At 39.4% G+C, this 25,268-nt stretch carries 28 protein-coding genes and 2 tRNA genes; 8 read left to right on the top strand and 22 right to left on the bottom strand.

Annotation, left to right across the window (positions count from 1 at the left end):
• Positions 1–45: 45 nt before the first annotated feature.
• Positions 46–1,248: a tripartite tricarboxylate transporter permease gene (locus HZC31_04270; GenBank protein MBI5002575.1), complete on the top strand. Its 1,203-nt coding sequence runs from the start codon at positions 46–48 to the stop codon at positions 1,246–1,248.
• A complete protein-coding gene (locus HZC31_04265; protein ID MBI5002574.1) occupies positions 1,245–1,685 on the top strand; it encodes a putative toxin-antitoxin system toxin component, PIN family in 441 nt (146 codons plus the stop codon). The genes HZC31_04270 and HZC31_04265 overlap by 4 nt, the downstream gene beginning before the upstream one ends.
• A gap of 1 nt (position 1,686) precedes the next feature.
• Here HZC31_04265 and HZC31_04260 read toward each other — a convergent pair whose 3' ends face one another.
• Positions 1,687–1,905, bottom strand: coding sequence for a hypothetical protein (locus HZC31_04260; GenBank protein MBI5002573.1), 219 nt, complete (start codon positions 1,903–1,905; stop codon positions 1,687–1,689).
• A gap of 120 nt (positions 1,906–2,025) precedes the next feature.
• Between HZC31_04260 and HZC31_04255 the strand changes: the two genes are divergently transcribed.
• Both HZC31_04255 and HZC31_04250 read left to right on the top strand, forming a co-directional pair.
• Positions 2,026–2,427: a hypothetical protein gene (locus HZC31_04255; GenBank protein ID MBI5002572.1), complete on the top strand. Its 402-nt coding sequence runs from the start codon at positions 2,026–2,028 to the stop codon at positions 2,425–2,427.
• 36 nt (positions 2,428–2,463) lie between these two features.
• Positions 2,464–2,808, top strand: coding sequence for a hypothetical protein (locus HZC31_04250; GenBank protein ID MBI5002571.1), 345 nt, complete (start codon positions 2,464–2,466; stop codon positions 2,806–2,808).
• A gap of 12 nt (positions 2,809–2,820) precedes the next feature.
• On the opposite strand, the gene HZC31_04245 is transcribed toward HZC31_04250, so the two are convergent.
• The 13 genes from HZC31_04245 to HZC31_04185 all read right to left on the bottom strand — a co-directional run bounded on the left by HZC31_04245 (position 2,821) and on the right by HZC31_04185 (position 14,419).
• Positions 2,821–3,918, bottom strand: a complete 1,098-nt coding sequence (locus HZC31_04245; protein MBI5002570.1) for a 50S ribosome-binding GTPase — start codon at positions 3,916–3,918, stop codon at positions 2,821–2,823.
• A 78-nt stretch (positions 3,919–3,996) separates the two neighbouring features.
• The gene (locus HZC31_04240) at positions 3,997–4,614 is read right to left on the bottom strand and encodes a hypothetical protein (GenBank protein ID MBI5002569.1); all 618 of its coding nucleotides are present in this window, start codon (positions 4,612–4,614) and stop codon (positions 3,997–3,999) included.
• A 287-nt stretch (positions 4,615–4,901) separates the two neighbouring features.
• The gene (locus HZC31_04235; protein MBI5002568.1) at positions 4,902–5,492 is read right to left on the bottom strand and encodes a 30S ribosomal protein S7; all 591 of its coding nucleotides are present in this window, start codon (positions 5,490–5,492) and stop codon (positions 4,902–4,904) included.
• A 27-nt stretch (positions 5,493–5,519) separates the two neighbouring features.
• On the bottom strand, positions 5,520–5,939 hold the full coding sequence (locus tag HZC31_04230; GenBank protein MBI5002567.1) for a 30S ribosomal protein S12: 420 nt from the start codon (positions 5,937–5,939) through the stop codon (positions 5,520–5,522).
• A gap of 65 nt (positions 5,940–6,004) precedes the next feature.
• Positions 6,005–6,424: a NusA-like transcription termination signal-binding factor gene (locus HZC31_04225; GenBank protein MBI5002566.1), complete on the bottom strand. Its 420-nt coding sequence runs from the start codon at positions 6,422–6,424 to the stop codon at positions 6,005–6,007.
• A 15-nt stretch (positions 6,425–6,439) separates the two neighbouring features.
• The gene (locus HZC31_04220; protein ID MBI5002565.1) at positions 6,440–6,721 is read right to left on the bottom strand and encodes a 50S ribosomal protein L30e; all 282 of its coding nucleotides are present in this window, start codon (positions 6,719–6,721) and stop codon (positions 6,440–6,442) included.
• Positions 6,722–6,751: 30 nt separating this feature from the next.
• Complete coding sequence (locus tag HZC31_04215) at positions 6,752–7,903, bottom strand: DNA-directed RNA polymerase subunit A'' (GenBank protein ID MBI5002564.1); 1,152 nt, start codon at positions 7,901–7,903, stop codon at positions 6,752–6,754.
• A gap of 5 nt (positions 7,904–7,908) precedes the next feature.
• The gene (locus HZC31_04210; protein ID MBI5002563.1) at positions 7,909–10,512 is read right to left on the bottom strand and encodes a DNA-directed RNA polymerase subunit A'; all 2,604 of its coding nucleotides are present in this window, start codon (positions 10,510–10,512) and stop codon (positions 7,909–7,911) included.
• A gap of 16 nt (positions 10,513–10,528) precedes the next feature.
• The gene (gene rpoB / locus HZC31_04205) at positions 10,529–12,331 is read right to left on the bottom strand and encodes a DNA-directed RNA polymerase subunit B (GenBank protein MBI5002562.1); all 1,803 of its coding nucleotides are present in this window, start codon (positions 12,329–12,331) and stop codon (positions 10,529–10,531) included.
• A 12-nt stretch (positions 12,332–12,343) separates the two neighbouring features.
• Entirely contained in the window at positions 12,344–13,828 is a 1,485-nt protein-coding gene (locus HZC31_04200; GenBank protein MBI5002561.1) for a DNA-directed RNA polymerase subunit B'', read from the bottom strand.
• Positions 13,821–14,066, bottom strand: a complete 246-nt coding sequence (locus HZC31_04195; GenBank protein MBI5002560.1) for a DNA-directed RNA polymerase subunit H — start codon at positions 14,064–14,066, stop codon at positions 13,821–13,823. Before HZC31_04195 ends, HZC31_04200 begins: the two co-directional genes overlap by 8 nt.
• Positions 14,067–14,152: 86 nt before the next feature.
• A tRNA-Lys gene (locus HZC31_04190) sits at positions 14,153–14,227 on the bottom strand.
• A gap of 86 nt (positions 14,228–14,313) precedes the next feature.
• Positions 14,314–14,419: transfer RNA gene (locus HZC31_04185), tRNA-Asp, on the bottom strand.
• Between the two features lie 230 nt (positions 14,420–14,649).
• Between HZC31_04185 and HZC31_04180 the strand changes: the two genes are divergently transcribed.
• Positions 14,650–15,441 carry a hypothetical protein gene (locus HZC31_04180; protein MBI5002559.1) on the top strand — a complete coding sequence of 264 codons (792 nt, stop codon included), beginning with the start codon at positions 14,650–14,652 and terminating at the stop codon, positions 15,439–15,441.
• Between the two features lie 146 nt (positions 15,442–15,587).
• Here HZC31_04180 and HZC31_04175 read toward each other — a convergent pair whose 3' ends face one another.
• Positions 15,588–17,861, bottom strand: coding sequence for a CDC48 family AAA ATPase (locus HZC31_04175; protein ID MBI5002558.1), 2,274 nt, complete (start codon positions 17,859–17,861; stop codon positions 15,588–15,590).
• 455 nt (positions 17,862–18,316) lie between these two features.
• Complete coding sequence (locus HZC31_04170; GenBank protein ID MBI5002557.1) at positions 18,317–18,724, bottom strand: hypothetical protein; 408 nt, start codon at positions 18,722–18,724, stop codon at positions 18,317–18,319.
• Positions 18,725–18,831: 107 nt separating this feature from the next.
• Here HZC31_04170 and HZC31_04165 point away from each other — a divergent pair, with 107 nt between their 5' ends.
• Entirely contained in the window at positions 18,832–19,521 is a 690-nt protein-coding gene (locus HZC31_04165; protein ID MBI5002556.1) for a CPBP family intramembrane metalloprotease, read from the top strand.
• Between the two features lie 27 nt (positions 19,522–19,548).
• On the opposite strand, the gene HZC31_04160 is transcribed toward HZC31_04165, so the two are convergent.
• The 4 genes from HZC31_04160 to HZC31_04145 are packed head-to-tail and all read right to left on the bottom strand — an operon-like array spanning position 19,549 to position 21,606.
• The gene (locus HZC31_04160) at positions 19,549–20,241 is read right to left on the bottom strand and encodes a UMP kinase (protein MBI5002555.1); all 693 of its coding nucleotides are present in this window, start codon (positions 20,239–20,241) and stop codon (positions 19,549–19,551) included.
• A gap of 20 nt (positions 20,242–20,261) precedes the next feature.
• Positions 20,262–20,612, bottom strand: a complete 351-nt coding sequence (locus HZC31_04155) for an EamA family transporter (GenBank protein MBI5002554.1) — start codon at positions 20,610–20,612, stop codon at positions 20,262–20,264.
• On the bottom strand, positions 20,612–21,031 hold the full coding sequence (locus HZC31_04150; protein MBI5002553.1) for a hypothetical protein: 420 nt from the start codon (positions 21,029–21,031) through the stop codon (positions 20,612–20,614). The genes HZC31_04155 and HZC31_04150 overlap by 1 nt, the downstream gene beginning before the upstream one ends.
• A gap of 56 nt (positions 21,032–21,087) precedes the next feature.
• Complete coding sequence (locus tag HZC31_04145) at positions 21,088–21,606, bottom strand: hypothetical protein (protein MBI5002552.1); 519 nt, start codon at positions 21,604–21,606, stop codon at positions 21,088–21,090.
• A gap of 146 nt (positions 21,607–21,752) precedes the next feature.
• On the opposite strand from HZC31_04145, the gene HZC31_04140 reads away from it, so the two are divergent.
• Both HZC31_04140 and HZC31_04135 read left to right on the top strand, forming a co-directional pair.
• Positions 21,753–21,992 carry a hypothetical protein gene (locus HZC31_04140; protein ID MBI5002551.1) on the top strand — a complete coding sequence of 80 codons (240 nt, stop codon included), beginning with the start codon at positions 21,753–21,755 and terminating at the stop codon, positions 21,990–21,992.
• The gene (locus HZC31_04135) at positions 21,992–22,570 is read left to right on the top strand and encodes a type II toxin-antitoxin system VapC family toxin (GenBank protein ID MBI5002550.1); all 579 of its coding nucleotides are present in this window, start codon (positions 21,992–21,994) and stop codon (positions 22,568–22,570) included. Before HZC31_04140 ends, HZC31_04135 begins: the two co-directional genes overlap by 1 nt.
• Positions 22,571–22,655: 85 nt before the next feature.
• Here HZC31_04135 and HZC31_04130 read toward each other — a convergent pair whose 3' ends face one another.
• A complete protein-coding gene (locus HZC31_04130) occupies positions 22,656–24,305 on the bottom strand; it encodes a hypothetical protein (protein MBI5002549.1) in 1,650 nt (549 codons plus the stop codon).
• Positions 24,305–25,207, bottom strand: coding sequence for a protein translocase subunit SecF (locus HZC31_04125; GenBank protein MBI5002548.1), 903 nt, complete (start codon positions 25,205–25,207; stop codon positions 24,305–24,307). The genes HZC31_04130 and HZC31_04125 overlap by 1 nt, the downstream gene beginning before the upstream one ends.
• Between the last annotated feature and the right edge of the window lie 61 nt (positions 25,208–25,268).

The raw sequence follows: 25,268 nt of genomic DNA, 5'->3' as shown, positions 1-25,268 counted from the left end.
AAAACAGAAGATAGAGATTTATTAACTAACGTTCTAAAAAAAGCAATGGAACTTTTCATAGAACTGATCATTGCAATAACTGCAGGAATTATCTGCGGCATTGGAACAGGCCTTGCGCCAGGGATCCACGTCAATCTTGTGGTCACGCTTTTAGTCACCATAGCAGCAACACTCCTTCAATACGCAGAACCAATAACGCTCTGCGTTTTCATTGTCGCGCTCTCTGTCACGCATATTTTCTTAGAGATCATTCCAAGTATTTTCTTAGGATGCCCAAATCCAGAAACAGCACTGAGTGTACTTCCTGGACATCGCTATCTTATTACAGGAAATGGATTAATGGCAGTAAAACTCAGTATTATTGGCTGTTTTTTTGGAATTATAGGTGGAGTACTCTGTATGTATCCACTAATATATCTAATTCCAAAAATATACAATATCATCAAAGAATACATGGCATTTTTACTGATTCTCATCATCATTGCGATGCTCCTACAAAATAAAAAAAGAATATGGGCAGCAGTGGTGTTTCTTCTTGCAGGAATAACAGGACTGTTAGTTTTTGCATTACCTATCAAAGATCCACTATTTCCGCTGCTCAGCGGTCTTTTTGGAATTGCGACACTGATCATGAGTTTGTTTGAAAAAGAAAATATCCCTATGCAATATGACACAGAAATGATTAACGTAGACAAAAAAGCAGCAGGAAAAGCAATTATTGCAGGGCAGCTCAGCGCAGCATTTATTTCGCTGTTTCCTGGGTTAAGCCCAAACATCGGCGCGTTGTTTGGCATGCAGTTCGCGAAGAACATTGGAGATCATGGATATATGATTCTGCAAGGATGTATCAACGCGACAGGGTTCTTAATGAGCATTATCACCCTCTACACAATCCAAAAAGCGAGAAATGGAGCAATTGTTGGGATAGAAGAACTCCTCGGCACAATCGGAATGAAAGAAGTATTCCTTTTTACAGCAGCGATCCTTATCACAGCAGCGATTGCAGCAATGATCACACTCAAAACAGGAAAGATGTTTTGTAAAATAGTGACAAAGATAAATTACAAACTGCTCACGGGAATCATTATCGCGGTGATCATTCTTTTAACCATCCTCTTTTCTGGATGGCTTGGTCTTCTTGTTCTCATAACCACAACAGCGATAGGAATTATTCCAGGAATTGTGAAAGTCACAAGAACGCAGGCAATGGGTTGTTTGCTCGTGCCAACGTTGGGGTATTATTTATGAGAGGATGGATAAGACCGAAGAGAGCAAGAATAGTAGTAGATGCAAACATTATAATCGCAGCACTCTTTGGATCAAGAGCAACACTAATAATTCTAACAGCGCAAAACTACTCTTTTTATGCACCGCAATATATTATAGAAGAGATAAGAAAACATAAAGAAGCTATTTGTAAAGAAGCAAGAAAGATGCCAGAAGAGTTTGAGAATGAAATACGTGCATTGCTAAGATATGTTACCATTGTAAATGAAAGTGATTATGGTAACTGCATGAACAAAGCAGAAGAAATAATGAAAAAGAGAGATATAAAAGATGCTACGTATATTGCAACTGCGCTTAGAATAAATGCGAATTTTATATGGACAAATGATAAAGATTTTAGAGAACAAAAGATAGTAAAGACAAAGAACACAAATGAATTCATTGAAGACAATAAATAAGTTATTTTCTTCCAGTTATTTTTTTTCCAAGCTTTACTGAAATCTCCTCAATCTCTTTTTCAGTAAACGATGATTTCGCAGCAAGCCTTTGAAGGATGAAAAGCGCTTTTAATTTTTCCCGAGCTGCTTCTTTCATAACAGTACCCCAGCGAATCTCTGGATGCTGTTGCATCTCACCCCATAAATTATCTTCAACGGTAACAGTCATATTATGAGCCACAGTCAACACCTCACGTATTCTACGTGTTAACATGTAGAAGTATTTAAATGTTTCGAAAGTGAAATAGAGAAAAAAAAGAAACAAGAAAACTATTAAAGGAGAGAGCAGTCTCTTAGAAAAATGACAAGAACAGTAAGAAATATAGGTTTACTGGTAGTGGCAATGGTAGGAATAAGTAGTGCGAGCCTTGCTGCATATGAAATAGCTGAAACAATAAGAATTCATGAACGGTATCCTGAAATAAGTGAAATAAATAAGCTAGAAAGGATTAGAGAAAGAAGAGCGTATCAAAATCGTGTTGCGCAAGGAAATGCAGAGTTATATGCTTCTATTGAAGGAAAGTTAAAAGAACTTCATCCTGAGCAAGCAGAAATAAGAGAAGCGAGAGAAGAATTAGATTACCACACAGATAGAGGAGTACTGGCATTAATGTTTGCTTTATTTGGACCATTTATAACACTCCTGAGTATAAAAGAATATGAAAATGCGTATAGAAGAAGAGAAAAAACAGTAAACTATTAAAACAGGAAAGAACAACCTAACCACGGGGGAAAAACAATGACAAGCAAAATACTCACGTATGCAGGAGTCGCAGCAACAATTATAGGATTAGGCAGTGCGTATTACTGTGGTCAGCAAGTCACACAATTAGATCAAAGAGAAGACTTGAGAGAACTTTATGCAGTGAGAGAAACATTAAACGCTACTAAAGGATTGCAGTACCTAGATGACACGGTAAGAGAAACTGCAATGAAACAGCTTGAAGCAAGAAAGAGTACATTAGAAAGTAATCCTGAAATCACAGAAGCAGATACAGAAAGAAGTAATTATCATTGGGGATTCATTATTTTTGGGGTCATTGGTGTTGTACCATTTTCTTACTATACAAGATCGAAGAGATGAATAGTAAATTATCTACTTCATATGCAATTCAACAACATCTTTATCATGCAATGTATGCTTTAATTTCAGAATAGGCTGCGCGTTAAATTTAACAGATGTTCCCCAAATTTTCGCAAAGCGAAATTTCTCAACAAAATCTTTGTGCAATTTCTGGCACATGTCATGAAGCGTTGTTCCCCGTCGCATAATGAGCGGAACATCCATGTCTGCCTTTTTCCCAATCTGCTTGCAATACAAACGAATCAAATCAAGTCTGTCAAAAATTAAATCCTTCACGAGTTCAGTATTCATTTTTTTATCAGCGCTAATACAAACATCTGCGTGGATATTTTTCTTAATAATCTCCAACTCATCTAGAGTAACCATATCCATTTTGTTCAAAATAACAATGCCGGGCAGGTAATGTTTATTTCCCTCAATAATGTCAATAAGTTGATCAGGACCAATTGGGGTTCGAATAACAACATCAACATTATTCAAACGCATTTCTTTGAAAATCGCTTCAATGGTTTTATTATCTAAATCAGGACACTGCACAGTCTTACCAATACTCACACCGCCTCGTGTTTTTCGAACAATTTTCACGTCAGGTTTTCGTTGATTGACTCGAATATTTGCGTCGTATACTTCCTGCTGAAGAACAGCGAGCGCTTCTGGTCTATTAACATCAACGATAAACAACACTGCGTCTGCGTTTTGCATGACTGCGAGAACTTCTTTCCCGCGTCCACGACCCATTGCTGCGCCACGGACAATCCCAGGAACGTCAAGAACTTGAATTTTTGCGTGTTTGTGTTCAAGCAAACCAGGAATAACATCAAGGGTGGTAAACTCATACGCGCCAACAGGAGAGTTTGCGTTGGTGATTGCGTTGAGAAGCGTCGATTTTCCCGCGGAAGGAAAACCGATCATGATGACAGAAGCGTCTCCTGTTTTACGAACAGAAAAACCTTGCCCTTTTGCGCCACCGCTGGAACGCGCGCGCTCTTTCTCTTTGAGCATAGCAAGTTTTGCTTTAACAAGTCCAATATGTCCCTGCGTTCGTTTGTTATATTTTGTATTGGAAAGTTCTTTTTCAAGATCTAAAATTTGCGTCGAATAATCAGCCATAAAAGAACAAAAGTGTGAGGAAATTTATAATGGTTATGGCTTGAAAGGCACTATTCAAAGAGAAAGAAGACAAAAGAACTACTTCTCATCATTTGGCGTGTCAAATCCCATTTCAACATTGCCAAAAACAAAACTGAATTTATTGTTTTTCTTGTAGTCGTCAGATTTTGTCGAATAATAGTACAACTCTTGCTTAATGTCAAGATCAGACGTCTCAAAACCTAACACATTTTTGAGTTCATACAGAATATTTGCTTCAAATTGCTTATTTTTTTCATGCATGATAATGCTCACGTCACTCACATCAGCGTCACGAACGTACACGACGTTTTCATACGCTTCATCATTGACTGCAAAGTTCCATTTTTCAACATTGTAATCTTTAAACTGTCGTTTAACTTTGACAGCAACTTTTTTTGCCTGCACAAGCTTGAGATCATGCAATTCTATTTTAGACAACACCTTTTCATTTTGGAGAGAAGCAATTATTTTTTGTGCTTCATCACGGGTTGACGCGCGATATTCCTGTGTATAAGTAAATGAGGCGTCATCATGATATGTCTTGAAAATAGTCCACATATTCTCGTCTGTCTGGCGTGCTTCAATTCTAACCCGAAGTTCCTTTGAAGCAAGTTCATAAGAAATAAGCTCAGGGTTGTCAAGAATAAGTTTCCACGATTTTTTGAAGGTCCACATGGTATGAAGTAAGTCATTAGAGTATAAATAGTTTTTGAAATAGAAACAACTTTACTTCTTTGAGTATAAGTTTTACAACACCAACCAAAGAAACGAAGGACAACAACACGCACCCACAAATAAAATATTCGCTCAGTGAAAAAGAAATGTCAGGGGGACCCATTGCCGCAGCAATGGGGTTATTAGTAAAGTTTATGCCAAACACAAATAAAGAAAAAAGATAAAATAAAGATAGGATGAAAGAAAAGAAAAAATATACTAAAAAAAGAAGTAAAAAAAGTCAAACCCTATCTACTGCTATCCGCCTGTCGTTCAAGTTCGTTTTTCTTGGAAACTGCAAGAGAGTTGCTGCTGCATTGGTATGCTGCGATAAGTTCATCTGCAAGATATTGAACAAATGGTTTCTTTGTATTGAACGATTTTTGATAGCTGCTTTGCGTAAAGTATCGTAATGCAATGTCAATACGTCGCTGTGGAGCGCACTCAACTGCTTTTGGATAACGAGCGCCACCATATTCGATAGTGATAATCTCTTCACGAGGAGCTGCGTTTTCAATTGCTTTGACAAACACTTCTACAGGATTTTTCTTCAAGCGTTGTTCGATGATATTGAAGCATTCTTCAACAAGCGTGTACGCGTGAGAAGCTTTTCCTGTAATGTGCCCGCTGGACTTAAAGTGTTTTCTTGCTTTATGACCTGGAATCAAAATCTTGTTAATGAGTCGTTCAACAACATTAATCTTGGATTTATGAAATTTGTTGCCAGCGTAGCGTGCACCGGTCTTTGGTGCGAAAACTGGACGCAGACTAATGTAAGACTGCAATCCTGGATCCTGTGCTGTGATGCCTTGAACAGACCATTTGTTAAAAAGTTTGATTTCTGCCATTGTCGATACCTTCTATTTTTATTTACGAGCTTTCTCAAGCTTACCGCGTCGTAGTGCGTTAAGAGACTGATCATTGACTTTGATAACCTGCCATCGAACACCAGGAATATCTCCTTTTGCTCGGCCGGATTTTCCACCAATACATTCAATGAGTACTTCATCGTGTTCATCAACAAGCTTTGTTGCGCCGTCTCCTGGAAGGAAAGCGGTAACTTGTTTTCCGTTTTTGATGAGCTGAACACGAGCGCACTTTCTCATTGCTGAGTTTGGCTGTTTTGCTTCAAGCTGAAGCTTTTCAAGAACAATTGCTTTTGCTTGATGAGATCCTCCTAATGGATCAGAGCGAAGTCGAAGAACTGTTCTACTGATTTTTTTGAATGTATGTCGTCTTTTTTTCAATTTTTTTCCTGCATTAATTCCGCGTGCTTTTTTTCCCATGTTTGTTCACTTTTATCTTGTTTTTTTTATTTATTTTTTGTCAGTTTTAACAGTTATTATCACAATCAAACAACCTTAACTTCGACGATATTTGGAAAATATCGCTGAATAATAGATTCTGTATTGCGTAGGTTCTGGGCGTTTCTGCCTATTAATAAACTTTTTGTTTTTCTGTCCTCATTTTTGAGGATGAGAACAGTGTCTTCCTGCTCGACAAGAGCTTGTAGTGGATGAATAACATATTTCACGAATTCCAGAAGATCTGGATGAAATCCAATAACACGAATACGCCGTTTCAGGAGCTGTTCTAATCGTCGGACACAAACAGCGCCTTTGCCAATTGCCTTCCCAAGATCCTGCGCATCAACAACAAAAGTGAGTAATCCGTGTTTGTCTTCAAAGCAGTCTTTGAGCGAAACGTGCGTAATCTTATCAAAAAGAGCCATGGTTCCCATGAGTTCCTGTGTATAGGTGATTTTTACCATGACATTCACAAAAAATTATTGGGTCACGCTGAGGACAGAAACCGGATATGGTTTTTTACAAAGAATGCCCAATTCATCATTTGGCTGTTTGAGATAAATTAATGGAACATTGGAAAGTTTTGCGTAATACTCAATATCCTTCTTGACTTCTTCAGGACAATTGCTGGAGAGAAAAACACGATCTGTTGTCCCAAGCTTCAAAAGTTTGAGCGTGCGATCTGTTCCAAGAATAATCTTGTCTGATTTGAGTAGTTTCTTTAATTCACTAATGTTTGCGTCCATTTCTTTTACTGCCATACATAATCAACTCCGTATCGTGATGCTTTTTTATTCAGCTTTTGCTGCTTTCTTGACTTCTTTGGTCACAAGGCGCAAAAGTCCTGTTCCAACAGGCACTGGCTGATTGATCATAACATTCTCAACAACACTGTTCAAGTGATCTTTTTCTCCAACAAGTGCTGCGTTGAAAATATGTTTGATTGGTGTTTCGAAAGATGCCTTTGCAAGAACGCTGGATTTCTGGCTAATAATACCATATCGAGTGATACCGCGAAGTTTTCCAGTCACGCACATTGCGTCAGCAACAAGCATAAGGTGTCGAACATCAACGTTCAATCCTTGTTCTGTAATAATCTTGTAAACTTCTCGAACAACTGCTTCTCGTGCTGCTTCTATACCAAGAACTGCGTACACTTCAAAAATATCGTTGCAGATAGTTCGTGTTGCGTCAACAAATTCAAGTTCAAAGACTGTTTTCAGGTTTGTTCCCGCGGTGACAATAACAAACTCATCGCCTCGTTTGACAGGAAGAACTTGTTTAATTCCTTTAACACCTGTAACGTAAATAGACTTTGCTTTTTCTTTTAATTTGTAAAGTTCATTAACAGTAGTCTCTTTTCCTTTCGGCTTGACAATGAGAGAACCATCTTTCATTTTAACGCCAATGCCTTTCAATGTTGCGTCCAAAAGTTTGTGAACTTTGTCTGCGGTAAGATTGAGTGGATCCATTTTTGCGTTATCAAGCTTGACTTCAATAACAGAATCCGCGATGTTAATCATAAATTCTGCTGCAATATCTTGCAATGTTGTTTCTTTGATAAGCTGCGCAACTTTTTTGATATCAGTTCCATTTTTGTATGGTGCTTGAAGATAAATTTCCATCATCGGTGTTTTCAAAGATTGAGAACCATCGAGAACTTCAATAATACGAGGGAGACCTGTCGTAACGTTCATCTCAGAAACCCCTGCGAAGTGGAATGTGTTCAGCGTCATCTGTGTTCCTGGTTCACCGATAGATTCAGCGCTGATAATGCCTACGCATTCTCCTGCTTCAACCTGCATGTTATTATATTCTTCAACTGCAAGGTCAAGAACTTTCTTGAGTTTTGATTTCGCGATTCCTTTTGGTGCGCTTGTTTTAACGTCTTCAATGATAGAGACAGGCAATAAGTCCTTATATTCAGCGTAAAGTTCTTCCATGGTAATTAATCCTCCATAACTTTGGAGAATAGACGCTGGACATTGAGTTTTCCCTTCTCACTCTTGGAAACATCAACATTGTCTTCTCCATATTTGAATTGAACAATAGTGCCATTCGCGTCACGAACAGATCCATCATACGCGACACGCATATCCTGAAGCGCGTTTGCGAGTCGTCTGTATAAGTACCCAGATTTTGGTGTACGAAGCGCGGTATCCATAAGCGAATCTCGTCCTGTCATTGCTCCGAAAAAGAACTCAGCAGGAGCTAATCCTGATTTGAAACTGCCTCGGATAAATCCACGTGCAGACGGTGATAAGTCGCCGCGCTGGAAGCAGGAGAGTGTTCGTCCTCTGTATCCTTTTTGGATACGTTTTCCACGCATAGCTTGCTGACCGACACACGCAGCCATCTGCGCAAGGTTGAGTGCGTTTCCTCTGGATCCGCAAGTGGTCATGATAACTGTGTGACTTCCTTCGTTGGATTGCTGCTGGACAATATTTCCTGTCTCGTTACGAGCAATGTTCAAGCGTTCAAGAATACGAAGTTCAAGTGTTTCTTCAATAGTTCGCCCAGGGAATGCTTCGAATTTACCTTGTCTGTAGGATTCAATGAATTCATCAACTGCAGCATAAGAATCATCCAAGATAGTTCGAATACGTTTTCGAGAATCTTCAGGAATATCTGTATCAGAGATTACTGTCGTGAATCCGTATTTCAATAATGATTCAATACCAAGACGGAACATTTTTCCAAGAAGGTCAAGGGTCTGTTCTGCGCCATATTGCTGGTGCAAGTTCTTCAACATAAGTCCAGAACCTTCTCCTAGGTTTGCCTTGTCCATGACACCAGAAAGAAGTTTTCCGTTTTTGATAGCGACAACAGCGTCATTTGCTTTGTCTTTTTTCTCATCGCCGCTGTACATACGTGTTTTTCCTTCGAAACTAAAATCCTGTGGAAGAACAACACTAAAAATTTCTTTACCAGTAACAACTTCTTTCTTTGGTAATCTGCTAATGTCAAAAATTCGTGCAGAGAGAAGAAGTTCAACTGCGTCTTCACGAGACATTTTCATGTATCGAGTTAACATATAGTTTCCTGAAATCGCGTCCTGAACGCAACCAATAATGCTTAATCCATATCGCGGAGAAATAAGCTGCGTGTGAACTTGCATAAGCATTTCTGCTTCTGCGCGAGCTTCCTCTGTTTGAGGAATGTGGAGGTTCATTTCGTCCCCATCGAAGTCTGCGTTGTAAGGAACACATACAGCTGGGTTTAAGCGGAATGTTTTGCTTGGCAAGACACGAACACGGTGACACATCATGCTCATTCTGTGAAGCGATGGCTGTCGGTTAAAGATTGCGACATCGCCGTCAAGAAGATGGCGTTCAACATAATATCCTGGTTGAAGTTCTTCAAGAAGCTGTTCTTTCATTTCATCAGTAATCTTTTTTCTTCTTCCATCTGGTCGAACAATGTAATTCGCTCCAGGGTATTCTTTTGGTCCACGTTGGACAAATTTTTTGAGATATTCCATGTTCCATGGCTGAACAACTTCAGGAACAGTAAGTTTCATCGCGACAACAAATGGAACTCCAACTTCATGCAATGCGATCATTGGGTCTGGACTGATAACTGTTCTGCTGGAAAAGTTTGTTCTTTTTCCTGCGAGATTGTGTCTAATACGTCCTTCCTTACTCTTGATTCGTGAAGTAAGTGTTTTCAATGGCTGACCAGAACGGTGTCGTGCAGGAGGTAATTGCGCGACTTCGTTATCAAAGTACGTCGTGATGTGATATTGAAGAAGGTCCCACAAATCCTCGATAATAATTTCAGGAGCTCCTGCGTTAATGTTTTCGAAAAGACGCTGGTTGATACGAACAATATCGCCCAATTTGTGCGTCAAATCGTCTTCGCTTCTCTCACCAGATTCTAATGTAATGCTTGGACGCATTGTTACAGGGGGAATAGGAAGAACAGTAAGGATTGCCCATTCTGGACGCATGAATGCGGGATTAATACCAAACACGCTGCAGTCATCATCAGAAATCTTTTCGAGGCGTGCTCGGATTTCGATAGGTGTTAATCGTTTTTCATTTTCAATAACAGTGGATGGTTTTTCAAGACCAATTTTAAATTGGCGTGCTTTACAATGTGGACATTTGTTAATGGTTTTAAGTGAAGCAATAATTTCACGAATTTGTTCCCGTCGTCCTGCAAGACCTGCTTCTTCTTCAGCGACAACTAACCCTGCAAGCGCAATATCCATTTTATTTTTCGGAATAAGAATACGAGCGCATTCTCGGCAAGTGCATTTTAACAACGTCACAACCAAATCAACAAATTTAATGTGAATGATTGGACGAGCAAGTTCAATGTATCCAAAATGACCAATACATTCCTTTAATTTGGAGCCGCAGGTTTTACAGCTTAATCCCGGATCAATAACACCGAGACGAATATCCATAAGACCACCATCAACAGGATACCCTTCTTTATCATAGAGTTCTGGAGTAACGACTTTTGCGCTCGCCATTTTCATAATCATCTTTGGGCTCAAAACGCCAAAGTTAATTGACTTTACTTGTTTGTGAATGTATTGATCCATGCAGTTCACCTTTTGGTTAGTATTTATTTTTTAATTCAATGCGAGGATAGACGCAAAGTCCTTTTAACTCATCGAGCAGGAGTTTGAACGCGTACGCAATTTCAACCTGCGAAATGTTGGAGTTTTCTCCGCAAACAGGACAATGGGATCTATTTTTGTATTCATCATGGATTGCGAGAAGACCACAATCTTCACACACTGCAAGCACAGTCTTGTCAGAATCGAAGCGTTCTTTCAAGAGGAGTGCCGCGCCATGCGCGACGAAAGTATCTTTCTCCATTTCTCCAAGTCGCAATCCTCCTTCTTTCGCGCGACCTTCTGTAGGCTGTCGTGTCAAGAGTTGTACTGGACCACGAGCACGGGAGTGCAATTTGTTCGCGACCATGTGCCTGAGTTTGAGATAATACATATTTCCAACATAAATACGTGCCTGGAATTTTTCACCAGTCAAACCATTGTACATAACTTCTGTTCCATTTTCACGGAATCCATGAGAAACAAGTTCATGACGTAATCCTTCTTCTGTTTCTGCTTCAAATGTTGTACCATCAATGTATCGTCCAGAAAGCGCGCCAACTTTAGCGCCGACAAGTTCAATAAGATGCGCAATAGTCATACGAGACGGGATACCGTGCGGCGAGAAGATAAGGTCTGGAGTAATTCCAGATGCGCTAAATGGCATGTCTTCTTGTTCAACAATCATTCCAACAACCCCTTTCTGTCCGTGTCTGGAGGTAAATTTATCTCCTACTTCCGGAATGCGAAGGTCGCGGAGTCGTACCTGAACAAGTTTGTTTCCTTCTTCGTTCTCAGTAACTAAAACAAAGTCAACGACTCCCTGATCTCCATGCGCGATGGAAACAGAAGATTCTCGTCGTAGATTAGAGTTAAGATTAAATTCATCCATGCTGCTCAAGAATCGAGGAGGGGATGTTTTTCCAATAACAACATCGCCTTCAGCAACCTGAGATTCTGGATAAATAATACCATCTTCTTCAAGGAAGCGGTAATCGCGTTCTGATTTGTATCCTTTGACTTCTTTGTCAGGAACCCCAATCTGATCAACAAGACCGCCACTGTAGCGAAGTTCTTCGCTCACGCAAGGTCTGAAGTATGTAGATCGTCCAAATCCTCGTTGAATAGAGGATTTATTGAGAATAACCGAATCCTCCATGTTATATCCGCGGTAGCTCATGACAGCGACAACAATGTTCTGTCCAGAAGGATGTTCATTGTAACCAACGATATCATGCATGACTGTTTTACAGAGTGGCTGATGCGGGTTGTCAAGAATGTTGACGTCCATGTCCATGCGCACGTGATAATTTGCTGCGTAAAAACCAAGAGATTGTTTCTGGTTTTTGCTTCCCGCGTTGAGACGCGTGCTCTGGTTGTAATTTCCAAATGGAACAAGAGAAGTGGATAATCCTAAGATAGCCATTGGAGCAATTTCAAGATGGGTGTGAGATGGAGTCAAATCTTCAGGACTAAATGCAACAAGAATGTTTTCTTCTTCAGCTGCGTCAACATATTCAATAACTCCCTGATTCACAAGATCACTCCAGGAAAGTTCATTTTTCTCAAGCTGTGCAACTTGTTTTTCAGTAAGCGTTGATTTTCCGTCTTTCACGACAATAAGCGGTCGTCGCACACGACCTTTGGATGCTTCAATAAAAACCTGATTGTATTCTTTCGGATGATAGACATTAATATTTGCGGAAAGCTTTCCTCGTCTTCGCTCAGAGATGACTTGATCAATAAAGTCCTGTGCGTTATCAACTGCGCCTGCATATTTTCCGTTAAGATAGACATCAACCATTTTTAATCACCATTACGCTGACTTAAGGCCAAGCATCTTGAGCTGCTTGAGCACTACTTGTTCATCTGAATCATGGGAAATCTCTGCAACAAGTGCAAGATTTTTACGCAACCCAATGTTCGTTCCTTCAGGAGTTTCAATAGGACATAATCGCCCAAGGTGTGTTGCGTGCAACTCACGTGCTTCGAAGTTCTCTTGGCTCGCGCTGAGCGGAGAAATAACTCGCTGCAAGTGGCTGAGTGTTTCAAGGAAGTTAATACGTTGAATACGCTGGCTTACTCCCATTCGTCCACCAACCCAAGATCCTGTTGCCATGGAGCTGTAAATTCTACTCGTCAATAATTTTTCTCTGATAACCACTTTAATGGAAGGGAACTTTCCTCGCTTGACAATGCGCTGGAAGTTATAGAGAAGATCTCCAATAAGCACTTTAAGATTCACTTGGAAAAGATCTGCGAGAAGATCTCCACTCATTTTAACGCGCTTGTTCATGTAATGATCTTTATCGTCAACAGGCAATTCTCCTGCCGCGACCTGCAAGTATTTTCGAATGTATTTGCAAAGATTGTATGCTTTTGCAGGACGGTCTTTTTCCGTGATGCCGAGATGTGGCAATAAATATTTGTCAACAACTTCTTTCATACGCTCGATACGAATATCTTTTGCCTGCGTAATGCCTATTTTTTTCGCGACATAATCAAGAGCTTCTTCTTCATTTTTGATGTCAACGAATTCGTAGAGGTTGACGAAGACCGCGTCACTTTGTTCGCCACCAGTAATGTGGCGCATGATCTCTTCATCCTTCGTTAAGCCCAATGCTTTGATGATTGGAATTATAGGGATACGTTTGACGCGTGTAAATGTAATATAAAAGAGCCCATCGTTGAGTTTCTCAATAGAATGCGGGATTTTATAGGATCCGTACTCTGAAAAAAGTTTTCCGACAAATTTATTTGCAGTGAGGGAATCTTCTTCAACAAGAAACTTGTTTGCTGCAAGATCTTCAATGTTAATAAGAACACGCTCTGTTCCATTGATAATGAAATAACCACCGAGGTCGTTCGGATCTTCTCCTTTCGCGATTAAGTCTTCTTTGCTTAATCCGGAAAGATGACAATATTTAGAGCGAAGCATAATAGGAAGACTTCCTACCTGCGTGACAAAAGATTCTCGCTGAATACCATTGATGTGTGCGCTAACTTCAATAAAAATAGGGGCTGCGTAGCTGAGTTTTCTCAAGCGAGCTTCTGCAGGATAAATTGGTCGTTTGGAACCATCTGCTTCAGTAATTTCTGGTTTTGTGACCCAGATTTTGTCAAAGCGAATTTTAAATTCATCAATGTTGTGAGGAATAATTGTTGGCTCGACAATTTTGTTTTGTTCAATAACATTTTGCAGTTCAAAATCAATAAAATTATTGAAAGAAACAATGTTAGACGCGACAAGAGAGTGCTCTTCGAAATACTTTTCAATTAAAAGCTTGGAGTATTTATTCACTGATAACACCTCGGTAATATTCTGCAATACCTGCAGTTGGGCTTTTTTTGACGATCTTGATAACATCGCCGGATTTAAGTTTCAACTGTTTGATAACTGGATCATTTGCAAGAATTTTCGGAAGTTCTTTGAAAGAGATAGAATATTTTTCAAAGATTTGGTTCTTTTCTTTTTCAGAAAGAACAATATGTTCTGGCACAAGTGCGTGCGTGTTAACATCAAATGTTTTTTTTGCCATGCTTCCCCACCTTCGATTGTGATGCTGTTTTTTTAATATGACACCGTGCAGACTTCATATCTCGCACGCCTACTATTATTATGAAACGGGCCGTGCGGGATTCGAACCCGTGACCCCAACATTAAAAGTGTTGTGCTCTAGCCAGGCTGAGCTAACGGCCCAATGTGAATGGACGCCCCGACGAGGAGCTAAAACGCCAAAGTTGGAATTGAACGTAACTGTTCAAATCCCGCTGCTAGCGTGTAAACGCCCAGGCCGGGATTTGAACCCGGGTCGAAGCCTTTCTTTACCACCTTTTTTGCAAAAGGCAGTTCGACAGGGCTTCATGATAGACCAGACTACACTACCTAGGCATTGTTTTGCAAACGCAGGCTAAAATTGGCTTCTTATAGCTATAACTACGTCGTTTAACACAGTTTAACCAAAAGAAAGTATTTGAGCCAGCATCCACATTCATTGAACGAATTTGTCCTCCTTTTTAAATGTTATGTTGGGATATGCGTTTTTGTCGACGAGAGCATAATCACTACTTAGTGACTACACTTTAGAAAAGTTTAAAAGAAGAAAAGTGATTCTCTAGAAAATGGAAGAAAGAGAAGTGTATATTGTGCAAAGTAATCACCCAAACCAGAATATAGAAAAGGTTTACCAATTTTTTTCTAGACTAAAAAAAGATCGAAGTGAAGCAGAAGAAATGATAAAAAGAGGAAAGAGAATACAGGAAAAAGCAAAAGATATGTTCAGATGTGCACACCAAATAAGTAAAGATATTATCTTAAGAGAAAAGATAACAGAAATGTATTCTGACGGAATGACAAGAGGAAGAGCCGCATCATTAAATTATAGAACGCCACAAATTCAAAGAAAATGCGAAGCACTTTACCAAGAAGGTGTAGAAGGCAAAGATTTAGAAGAATTAGCATTTACAGAATCAGATTTAGAAGAGGGTTCAGCTACAATAATTGCAATTTTAGCAGAATGTAATTTTAGAGAGATTGAAACGAAAATGCAAGCAACTGAAACAGAATTATTAGACCCTAAAATAACACGCTTATTATATCAACCAATAGTAGTTATAGAAGCATGGCTGCAAATGGTTACAGGAGTTTATCCGATTACGGCACGAATGCGAGATAGATATATTTACCAGAATATGAAAAGAAATGCTGCTCAAAAAAGCATTTTATTTATGGGAACAGGCCATGAACTTGCAGACTTCTACAAACCTAATTCAGGATTTGCTGTAGCAATGGGAAGAATAACAAAAAGAGGTTCACAATATCGTTTCGCAAACCGCGATGGCGTTCCAGATTTCTTCAGAGAAATTGTGGAAAGAAGATATGCTGAGATGAAAGAGAGAACAGTTTGTCCCTAAACACGCACCTTCCAAAACAAACATCGCCCAGTAAGTTCACATACACAACTTATCATTTTATTTTATTAAAAGAAAATACTTTATTAAAAAAGAAAGAATAGTGATTCAAAAGCAACGAAGCGAATCTAAGACAACAAAATAAAACACTACCCATAATATGTCTGCTTATCCATTTCCTTCGCGTGCGCTTGTTTGAAGTAGCCTTCCATTTGTTTATACGATTCTTCAATTTCTTTCGTCACAGAAGGTTTCACTTTTTCAAGCGCCTGATTAAACGCTTTCATTGTGACTTTCTTCGCGTTAATATCTTCGCGCAAAACAAAGATTGCTGCTTCTCGACAAACAGCTTCAATGTCCGCGCCAACATATCCTTCTGTTCGCTTCGCGATATCGTCAAGATCAACGTCAGGAGTGAGCGGCATATTTTTTGCGTGAACCCCGAGGATTGCTCGCCTTGCTTCAAGGTCAGGAACAGAAACTAAAATAATTCGATCAAATCGCCCTGGGCGTAAAAGCGCGGTGTCTAAAATATCTGGTCTGTTGGTTGCAGCGACAACAACAACATTAGTCAAGTCTTCGAGCCCATCAATTTCCGTCAATAATTGATTGACAACGCGCTCAGTCACATTGCTTGAAGAAGCTGGACCACGCTTTGGCGCAAGTGCGTCAATCTCATCAAAAAAGATAATAGTGGGACTTGTTTGTCGCGCGCGTTTGAAAACTTTACGGACAGCTTTTTCACTTTCTCCAACCCATTTACTCAACAGTTCAGGACCTTTCACTAAAATAAAATTTGCTTCGCATTCTTTTGCGACTGCTTTCGCGAGCAATGTTTTCCCTGTGCCAGGAGGACCATAAAGGAGAATACCTTGTGGAGGTTTTACTCCTAAATTACCATATGCTTCAGGAAATTTGAGTGGCCACTCGACTGCTTCACGCAATTCTTGTTTGACGTTTCCGAGACCACCAACATCATCCCATTTAATGTTGGGCACTTCAACAAGCACTTCGCGCATTGCGCTTGGGCGAACAGTTCGCAGTGCTTCAATAAAATCTTCAGTGCCAATTTTCAGTTTTTCTAAAAATTCTTTTGGAATAGGTTCATTTTCTTTTAATTTCAGATCAGGAAGCAAGCGACGCAAAACAACCATCGCGGCTTCTTTCGTGAGTGATGCAAGATCAGCACCAACAAATCCGTGCGTAATATCTGCAAAGCGTTTGAGATCAAACCCCTTAGTGAGCGGCATGTTTCTCGTGTGAATTTTCAAAATATTGAGGCGTGCTTCTTTACCAGGAACACCAATTTCAAGTTCGCGATCAAAACGACCAGGTCGTCTGAGCGCGGAATCAATCGCGTCAGGAATGTTTGTTGCCGCAATGACAACAACTTTCCCTCGAGATTTCAAACCATCCATCAATGCAAGCAATTGCGCGACAACACGTCGCTCCACTTCACCATGACTGTCTTCTCGTTTGATAGCGATCGCGTCAATTTCGTCAATAAAAATAATAGAAGGAGCGTTCTTTTCTGCTTCTTCAAATTTCTTGCGAATATTTTGTTCGCTTTGACCATAAAACTTACTCATAACTTCTGGACCATTGATTAAAATAAAATGGGAGTTTGTTTCGTTTGCGACAGCTTTCGCGAGCAACGTCTTTCCAGTTCCTGGTGGACCGTGTAACAAGACCCCTTTTGGTGGCTCAATACCTAAACGTTCAAAAATTTCTGGATATTTGAGAGGGAGTTCAATCATTTCACGAACCTTTTTGATTTCATCAGTAAGTCCACCAATATCTTCGTAAGTAACATCAAGAACTTTTTCTTCATCAAATTCAACAGCTTCTGGATTAAAGCGAACTTCTGTTGCCTCAGTAACGATGACAGCCTGTTTTGGTTCTGCTTCAATGACAATAAAACGAATATCGCTGAAACCAAAGCCAGCCATACCTTCATCAAGAACAGAAAAAATATCGTTGAAGAATGGAGAATTATTCATCGTGTTTCGTCGTCTGGAAGTGCCGCCAAGAGAAACAATATCTCCTTTCAAAACAGGTCGTCCTAGCAATCCTTGTTTGAAGATAGCAGGAGATGCGCGAATAAGAATTCCTTTTTGTGCAGGAGCGATAGTAACGCGTTTTGCTTCTTTGACAATACCGCGTTTAACATGAACAATTTCACCAATACCTGTTTTTGCGTTTCGACGCATGATACCATCCATACGCATAATGTTCAAACCAATGTCACCAGGATACGCGCGATCTGCGATACCATAGCAAATGCGCTCTCCTTTGATTTCAACAATATCGCCTGGACGTATCCCTAGCTCATGCATAAAATTAGAATCGATTCTGACAATTCCTTTGTTAACATCGTCTTGGATAGCTTCCGCAACTTTGAGTTTGGTTGTCTTTCCTGTCATGGGTTCCACAGTTTCTGGTAAACGCTGGTCGCTTTAAATATTTTGTGCATGAGGATTGAGTCAGTTTATATTATAGTGAATCACTTTAATAATCGGAACTTAGTTCCTAGCAAAAAGTGATTCACTTATTAGGAAATAACATTACATTCTCTGGTTATATATCCGAAAATTAATGTTATTTACTATAGCTTATTTTAGAAAAATAGTATTCAATGAATAAAAAAAGAATAAAGACCCCATTGCTCCGCAATGGGTCCCCCTGACATGAGGTGTTGCTGGTGCGTAGTGAAGTAAAGAGCAATTAGAAACAGGCGCGTGCGAACCTTTTTTTGGTGAGCATGTGCCTGATCTGTGCGTCTATTAATGACGCACAGATATTTTTATTGTGAAAGTGTAAAATTTTTATTATTGAAAAAATAGAAGAAAAAAGCAAAGTAAAAAATTAGAAAATAAATTTATCTAACTTTCGGAGATGGCAATGCGAATGGTGGTGGTAATGCCAAATCTCTACTCATGATAAGTGCCTGAATGTTGCATCGTGTAAAAACAGAGTGCAACACGGGATTCATCACATCAACAGGAAGGGTACTATTTTTCTTCCAATATGCGACTGCGTCCATAAGTTTTTCTTCAGGCGCGATGTAGAGAAGATTTCCTTGTAATTCCAGCTTGCCGAGTCCAGGCGCGTAGGTGACTGCGTAGACAAAAGAAACAATCATTGCCTGCTGTTTTTGTGTCCCGACATTAAGATGTGTTTCTTCAACAGACTGAATGTTCACTGATCGATCAATGTTCAACTTCTTTGTTGGATCAGCGTTCTTCTCGCCGATCATTTTTGTAAAATTAAATCCTACTACTGCCATAGTGTCATCCTCCAATATATGTAAAGAAGAGAAATTTCTGTGGATTTATAAAAATAATGGTTTCCTTCGATAGATTTAAATCTATCCTGACTTTAATGAGAGAAGAAATGAAACCACTCAAAATATCCCTTTTACTCCTCGCAGCATTTCTCCCCGCAGTTATTCTCTTCTTGATCCAGTATTTCTTTGAAGCGACATACATTACTTCTTCGCTCTATAAAATAATTTTTCTGCTTCCAATAGTGTACAGAGTTTTTTTCTATAAAAAGTCATGGAAAAATGCAGTAACACACGACTTCTCTTTTACAAAATTCAAGAAATCAATCACCCACGCGCTTGGCTGGGGACTTTTATTCTCCGCAATCTATGCTGGAGCATTCTTGCTTTTCAAGGATTTTCTTCCTATTGAAGAAATTATCGCGCAACTCAACACGGCTGCGGCGATTACCCCGGCAAACATCATTTGGATTGGCTTGTATATTATTTTCCTAAATTCACTGCTCGAAGAATTCTTCTGGAGAGGATTCTTTTTTGATGAAGTGCATACATTATGCGGATGGTTTGTAGGATATATTTTGACAGGAATTGGGTTTACCCTCTACCATGTTGTTTATTTTTATCAATGGTTTTCTTATCCAGCGCTTTTTGCGCTTGCGTGCATTGGACTATTTTGTTATTCTTTATTTATGTGCATGATTTTCCAGAAATATCGTGATCTTTTTACTTGTTGGATAATCCATGCGTTGGTTGATGTCGTGCAGATTGGAATTGCGTTATACCTTTTTGGAATTCTTTAAAGCATAACCAAGAAAAAAAGATTTTATTTATTCAATAACAGTTCCAACAAATTCTTTGCCAGCCAAATACTTCTCTAAATTGTCAAGATTATTTCCATTGAGAACAACAACACGAAGTTTTTCTTTTTCCGCGAGGCTAGCTGCGATGGGATCAAAAGGAAGATTCATCCCTGCCTTCCATTCGCCACCAACAATTGCTTTGAAATCTTTCCAGGATATTTTTTTGATTGCTTTTGCGTCAGGATTCTTTCGTGGATCTTTGTCATAGACATAATCAACATTAGTTAAGTTAATAATAGTCTTTGCGCCATACATGTGCGCAAGAAGGACAGCATCTTTATCAGTACTAGAACCAGGAACCCATCCCGCGCCAACAATAATGGGCTTGTCTGTCTCTATTTTTTTGCTATAGTCAATAATAACATCTTTGTATGCAGACTCCGCAAAAATTTCGCGAACAAGCTGCGCGTTAGTGCGAGTTGTTAAGATACCAATCATATCATTCTGAAATGGCTGCAGAGGAACAACTTCATTTGCTTTATGAAGATATTCTCGACAAATAGCGCCACCGCCAGTAATAATGCCAAATTTTTTTCCTTTCGCGATATAAGAAAGAATTAATGCGCGAAACTTCTTCAAATAAGGAACATCGATTTCTTTTGGATAAATGAGAGACCCACCAAGAGAAAGCACAATGGTATTATTTGTATTTGCAATCATAGTGTTCACCAAAACTCCAACTAACTTCCAAATCCAATTAAACTTACCCCAAGCAAAATCGCGGTAATGCCAAGCCATTTGAAAAAGTTCATTTTTTCTCCAAGCATTTTGATGGACAATAAACTAATCCAAACATAAGATAAGGAAGTGATAGGATAAAGAACAGAAAGTTCTCCGTTCTTTAAAGCGATAAGGAAAAAGATACTGCTAAATCCATATAAAAAAGTACCAAAAAGCAATCGTGTGTTCAAAAATGAAAGCTTGCTTTTCCGCGTCATTTTTTCTGCGCCGTATTTCAGGAACAGCGCGCCAAACGCGCCGATAAATGTTGCGATAAGGACAAGACCTATTGCGAAAGGAGCTGTGGTCATTATTGCTCACCTTTTATTGAGGCAACTGTTTTAGAAGCTTCATCTCCAATACCACTTTTACTGCCAAACCCAATGCAAGTGACGCCCAAAATAATAAGACTGACTCCTACCCATTTGAATGTGGTCAATTGTTCTCCTAAAAATTCAAAAGAAATAATGTTAACCCAGACAAAACTCAAAGAAATAACAGGATAAAGAACAGAAAGCTCTCCATACTTCAAAGAGATCACAAGAATTACCGCGCTGATCCCATAGATCGCAAACCCACCAATGAGATACCAGTTGTGAAGAAGGTCCCAGCCAAGAGTAAGATTTGCTGTGCCAAGTTTAAACAAGAACTGTCCAGTCGCGGTGAGCAACGTCGCAAGCATGACAGAAATAATCGCGAGCGGATGTGTTTTGGTTGTATGCACATTCATAAGAAACAAAAAAGCGTGCGGATATTAAAAGGTTGTTGTTTGGAGAATAGCAAGTATCAATTTACAACAATAACCTCAAGAGTATCCTCCCCAATCACTTCACCATCAACAATAATTTGAACAGTGTATTGACCAGACTCCCTTCGTTGAAGAAAAGAATCTTCGTCAATTATCTGGAACACGAAAAATGCATTTGATTCTTCACCAGGATCTATAACTTCTGAAGAAAGAGCAACAATTTCAAGAGAATCATAAGGAAAGTCTGTTGTTGAACCAGAAATAAGTTGAAAGCTAAAAGTTTTAGGAGTATCAAAGAAATTATAGAAATGAATAACTCCATTGACACCAGTAGAAGCATCACCAACAAGTGTAGGAGAAACATAAAAACCATCTTCTTGTAATTGTGTTTCATAAAGTCCAGATAATTCTGCTTGAAGAATATCTTCATTGATACTATTGAATGTACGTTGTCGATAAAGAGTATCTTTTAATAAAGAGATATATACAAGAGAAACAATAAGTGACAAGAATAAAAGTAAAAAGACAATTAAATATGCGACATTTCTTTTTTCCATTGTCCACATTCAAATGTGTTTGTTTATTAATTTTCTGTTCAAATCTCACTACAAAATAAAAAAGATCAATAAGATTTGACAAACCAGAGAAAAATTTAAATAACAGTATACTAATAGTGGGCTATTAGAGCATGGAGGCAAATACTATGGTAACCTTAACAGCTGATGTCACTAGTGGAGTCAAGCACCTGACACAGGAGCTTGTAAAAAAAGGGATGTATAAATCACAGTCTGAAGTAGTGCGAGATGCAATTAGGCAACTCGCCTTCAAATATGGGGTACGAACAACAACAAAGAGAGAAGTAAGAAAAATTGTCACAAAAGCATCAAAAGTAGCAAAACAAAGTCTTTCAGAAGCAGTAAGAGGAATAAGAGATGAAGCATAATGAAATATATAGATACTTCTGCTTTTGTAAAATACTATGCTTCTGAAGAAACTGAAAAAGGTGCGACAAAGGTAGCAGAAGTTATTGAACAAGCAAAGAAAGGGGAAATAATTCTTATATCCTCAATATTTCTTGTTGGTGAAGCGATTTCTGTTTTTGACAAGTGGATTCGAAAAAAGATTATTGATGAAGATGAAGGAAAAAAGATAATAAGTGAGTTTATCCATGATATTATTGAACTAACGGAGAATGATGTACTTATTTTAGAAACAATAAATCATCTCACTATATTATCATCTCTTGAATTAATTCAAAAATATCACATTCCGATAAATGATGCCATACATTTTCATACAATGTTAACATACAAATCGATTGTAAAAGAGTTTATCTGCTCTGATAAACAGTTTATTGAAGCAGTAAAAAAAGAAAAAATAAATGTATATAACACAGACGCGCCAATGTTATTATGCTCACCTATCCCATGCCTGAAGGCATGGGTTTTACGGCTCGCAAACTCTTGTTGGCGCGTCTGTGGAATTAAAAAGTGGGCGTGCTGTGAGCAATTCATCCACTGACCTGAAGGTCGTGGTTTTCTTGCCCACTTTTTAATAATCCTGAAGAGTAGAGGTTCTCAGAGAGGGAAAAGCTTCAGAAAATCTCTTACTCATCTCCTTCTTCCTTCAGCACCGCTTCAACAGCGACAGCGTATGCTGGTCGAGTGATAAAGACACCAATAGTAACGCCAAGAATACTCGTCAGTGCAAATCCCTTCAATGCGCCAGCGCCTGCCCAGAATAAAGGCAACATCGCGACAACAGTTGTCAGATACGCTGCCATAATAATAAAGAACGCGCGTTTCAATTTATCTTTCCAAGAAAGATGTCGGCTTGTTTTCTTTCGTCCATAAACCTCATCAGTAATAACGATTTGATCATCAACACCAGTTCCTACTGCGACAAGAATACCTGCGATAGCTGCAAGATCAATGTTCCAGCCAATGAATGCTGCAAAACCAAGGATAATAAACACTTCAGAAAGCATCGTAGCCATAATCAAACCAAGAATAGAAACATGTCTATACCGAATGCCAAGAACAATGCCCACTGCAAGAATTGCGTAGAGCACAACAGAAAGAACATTCTTGACAAATGCTTCTCCTAGTGCTGGAGAAATAGAATCAACTTTGACAATGGTTAATTTCACTGGAAGGCTTCCTGTAATAAGGAGTGTCTGAAGTTTTTTCATGTTAAGAGCAGAATTTTGCACCGCTTCTTGATACGTCGGACCAGTGCCAGGTCCTGATATAGAAATATCAGTGACCGCTCGACCTTTCAAATCAGCGCCAATTTTGAGGGTATCAACAAGCACATCATCAAGATACAAATCAAGATCAGACGCGAGATACGCGCCACCTTGCTCACTGCTCAAAGGAATGTCTGCAGTGACTGCTGCCTGTCTTTCTGCTGCTTTCTGACTCAATGTAATCGCAAAAGAGAATGTGCAATAATAGCCAGAGTCAACACTTCCTTGGCATGGTCGTTGCGGATCAACAACAAAACTGCAGTCTGCGCTGCGGCAAACAGCAGCAATGTCTTCGCCACCGCTGAAAACAGTTTGATTGGCAACTTTTGCTTCAAATTTTCCTTGCGTTCCTATAAGTTCCTGCACTTCGTCTTTTGTAACAGCTGCAATTTCAACGAGAATAAATTGTGCGCCATTGAGATCTTTTGCTTCTGTAATAACGAGATCTGTTAATCCATACACGTTGAGGCGCTGCTGAAGATTTTGAATAAGAAGATCCATGTCATCAGCAGAAACTTCTGCTTCTGGCTGAAGAAGAACACGCGTTCCACCCTGAAGATCGAGTCCTTTCTTCAAGTTAGAGGTTGGCGCGTCATAGACTTCAATACCGAGCCCAGTGGTTTCATTATAATAAAGAGAGTAGAGCATTTCTTGACGAAGCATATGCAGCGATCGTGTCCCACCGTCGTATGTATAACGAGACATTGTTTCAAGCCGAACAAGTTCTCCTTCCTGCAAAGAAGAAATTGCGGCAGCATAATCATCAAGAGAAGTAATAGATTGCCCATTAAGAGCAGTAATCACTTCACGAAACATCGGCTTGTCTTTTGCGTATGGACTATGGATGCCTGCAAGCGCGGCAGGGCTGTCTTTCTCGATACTTCGAATCGCGACGCCTTCTGAAAAAAAAGAAGGCTGAATCATAAGAAGAGAAGCAAAGAGGAAAAACACAAGCATAAGAACACGCCAGCGGAAAAAAAGCGCTTTAACTGATGCAAAGTCTGCCATTAGTGGCCACCTTCTTTAGTATGTTCCTTATCACGAAGATGCCAGCGAAGAATGCTGACATTCTGTACCCATGTCGTCATGATGTCCACAAATAAACCAATGAAAAGGATAAGCATGATTTGAAACAAGACATCAGAGTTTGTAAAAAGTAAAACAGTTCCGACCGCGACAATTGCGGTAAAGGTCATGAGACCGCCTGTTTTGAATGATCCATAAATACGTTCATTAAGGTTCCCATCTTCTTTTTGTTTCAGAACACGAATAGTGAGAAGAATATCTGTATCAACAGAATAGCCAATCAACATAAGAAACGCGGCAATCCCTGCTGTGGAAAGTTTAATCCCTAACACATTGATAATTGCAAGCGTAATAATAATGTCAGATCCTGCCGCAAGCATAACAGCGATGCTTGGAATCAAGTCCTTGAAATACAAAAAGACAACACAGCCCATAAAGAGGAACGCGACAAGAAGACCAAGAAGCAGTTGAGAGAAGAAATCACCGCTCAGGCGGGATCCAAACGTTTCAATGCTCATCATGTTTTCTGGAATACCAGTCTCAGAAGAAACCTGAGAAACGAATACCCCAAGGGTTTCTTGATCAAGAATATCAATGTCCACAATAACGCCGGATTGCGCGCCAGATGAACCGCGAAGTTCACGAACAGAAATATCATACCCTTCATACGAAGCAGCAAGCACAGCGTGTAAACCAAGCGCGTCATAATAATCTGGGACAGTAACAGTCGCGCCGCCTTTCAAGCTGACTCCTTTGTGGAGGAAATCACCAGTAGTATAATATTGCCATCCAATTTGCGCGAGCGCGGTAAAGAGAATAAAAGAAGTAAAAATCAAGAAGAACATGTATTTTGTTTCGTAAAAATGTTTTATTTGGTCTAACATAAAGAGAAAAAATAGCTTATTGTTTTTAAACGTTGTGGAAATTATTTCTAAACCATTAAAT

It is taken from the genome of Candidatus Woesearchaeota archaeon, assembly GCA_016214075.1.
GTDB lineage: Archaea > Nanobdellota > Nanobdellia > Woesearchaeales > DSVV01 > JACRPI01.
Note: the sequence above shows the minus strand (reverse complement) of the source record. Positions and strands in the feature narration are given on the sequence as shown.

Bases quoted from the DNA above. Each gene is read 5' to 3' on its own strand.
- HZC31_04270 (MBI5002575.1), top strand. From the start codon at position 46: ATGGAACTTTTCATAGAACTGATCATTGCAATAACTGCAGGAATTATC.
- HZC31_04265 (MBI5002574.1), top strand. From the start codon at position 1,245: ATGAGAGGATGGATAAGACCGAAGAGAGCAAGAATAGTAGTAGATGCA.
- HZC31_04255 (MBI5002572.1), top strand. From the start codon at position 2,026: ATGACAAGAACAGTAAGAAATATAGGTTTACTGGTAGTGGCAATGGTA.
- HZC31_04250 (MBI5002571.1), top strand. From the start codon at position 2,464: ATGACAAGCAAAATACTCACGTATGCAGGAGTCGCAGCAACAATTATA.
- HZC31_04245 (MBI5002570.1), bottom strand. From the start codon at position 3,918: ATGGCTGATTATTCGACGCAAATTTTAGATCTTGAAAAAGAACTTTCC.
- HZC31_04240 (MBI5002569.1), bottom strand. From the start codon at position 4,614: ATGTGGACCTTCAAAAAATCGTGGAAACTTATTCTTGACAACCCTGAG.
- HZC31_04230 (MBI5002567.1), bottom strand. From the start codon at position 5,939: ATGGGAAAAAAAGCACGCGGAATTAATGCAGGAAAAAAATTGAAAAAA.
- HZC31_04225 (MBI5002566.1), bottom strand. From the start codon at position 6,424: ATGGTAAAAATCACCTATACACAGGAACTCATGGGAACCATGGCTCTT.
- HZC31_04220 (MBI5002565.1), bottom strand. From the start codon at position 6,721: ATGGCAGTAAAAGAAATGGACGCAAACATTAGTGAATTAAAGAAACTA.
- HZC31_04215 (MBI5002564.1), bottom strand. From the start codon at position 7,903: ATGGAAGAACTTTACGCTGAATATAAGGACTTATTGCCTGTCTCTATC.
- HZC31_04210 (MBI5002563.1), bottom strand. From the start codon at position 10,512: ATGGATCAATACATTCACAAACAAGTAAAGTCAATTAACTTTGGCGTT.
- rpoB (MBI5002562.1), bottom strand. From the start codon at position 12,331: ATGGTTGATGTCTATCTTAACGGAAAATATGCAGGCGCAGTTGATAAC.
- HZC31_04195 (MBI5002560.1), bottom strand. From the start codon at position 14,066: ATGGCAAAAAAAACATTTGATGTTAACACGCACGCACTTGTGCCAGAA.
- HZC31_04180 (MBI5002559.1), top strand. From the start codon at position 14,650: ATGGAAGAAAGAGAAGTGTATATTGTGCAAAGTAATCACCCAAACCAG.
- HZC31_04175 (MBI5002558.1), bottom strand. From the start codon at position 17,861: ATGACAGGAAAGACAACCAAACTCAAAGTTGCGGAAGCTATCCAAGAC.
- HZC31_04170 (MBI5002557.1), bottom strand. From the start codon at position 18,724: ATGGCAGTAGTAGGATTTAATTTTACAAAAATGATCGGCGAGAAGAAC.
- HZC31_04165 (MBI5002556.1), top strand. From the start codon at position 18,832: ATGAAACCACTCAAAATATCCCTTTTACTCCTCGCAGCATTTCTCCCC.
- HZC31_04160 (MBI5002555.1), bottom strand. From the start codon at position 20,241: ATGATTGCAAATACAAATAATACCATTGTGCTTTCTCTTGGTGGGTCT.
- HZC31_04155 (MBI5002554.1), bottom strand. From the start codon at position 20,612: ATGACCACAGCTCCTTTCGCAATAGGTCTTGTCCTTATCGCAACATTT.
- HZC31_04150 (MBI5002553.1), bottom strand. From the start codon at position 21,031: ATGAATGTGCATACAACCAAAACACATCCGCTCGCGATTATTTCTGTC.
- HZC31_04145 (MBI5002552.1), bottom strand. From the start codon at position 21,606: ATGGAAAAAAGAAATGTCGCATATTTAATTGTCTTTTTACTTTTATTC.
- HZC31_04140 (MBI5002551.1), top strand. From the start codon at position 21,753: ATGGTAACCTTAACAGCTGATGTCACTAGTGGAGTCAAGCACCTGACA.
- HZC31_04135 (MBI5002550.1), top strand. From the start codon at position 21,992: ATGAAATATATAGATACTTCTGCTTTTGTAAAATACTATGCTTCTGAA.
- HZC31_04130 (MBI5002549.1), bottom strand. From the start codon at position 24,305: ATGGCAGACTTTGCATCAGTTAAAGCGCTTTTTTTCCGCTGGCGTGTT.
- HZC31_04125 (MBI5002548.1), bottom strand. From the start codon at position 25,207: ATGTTAGACCAAATAAAACATTTTTACGAAACAAAATACATGTTCTTC.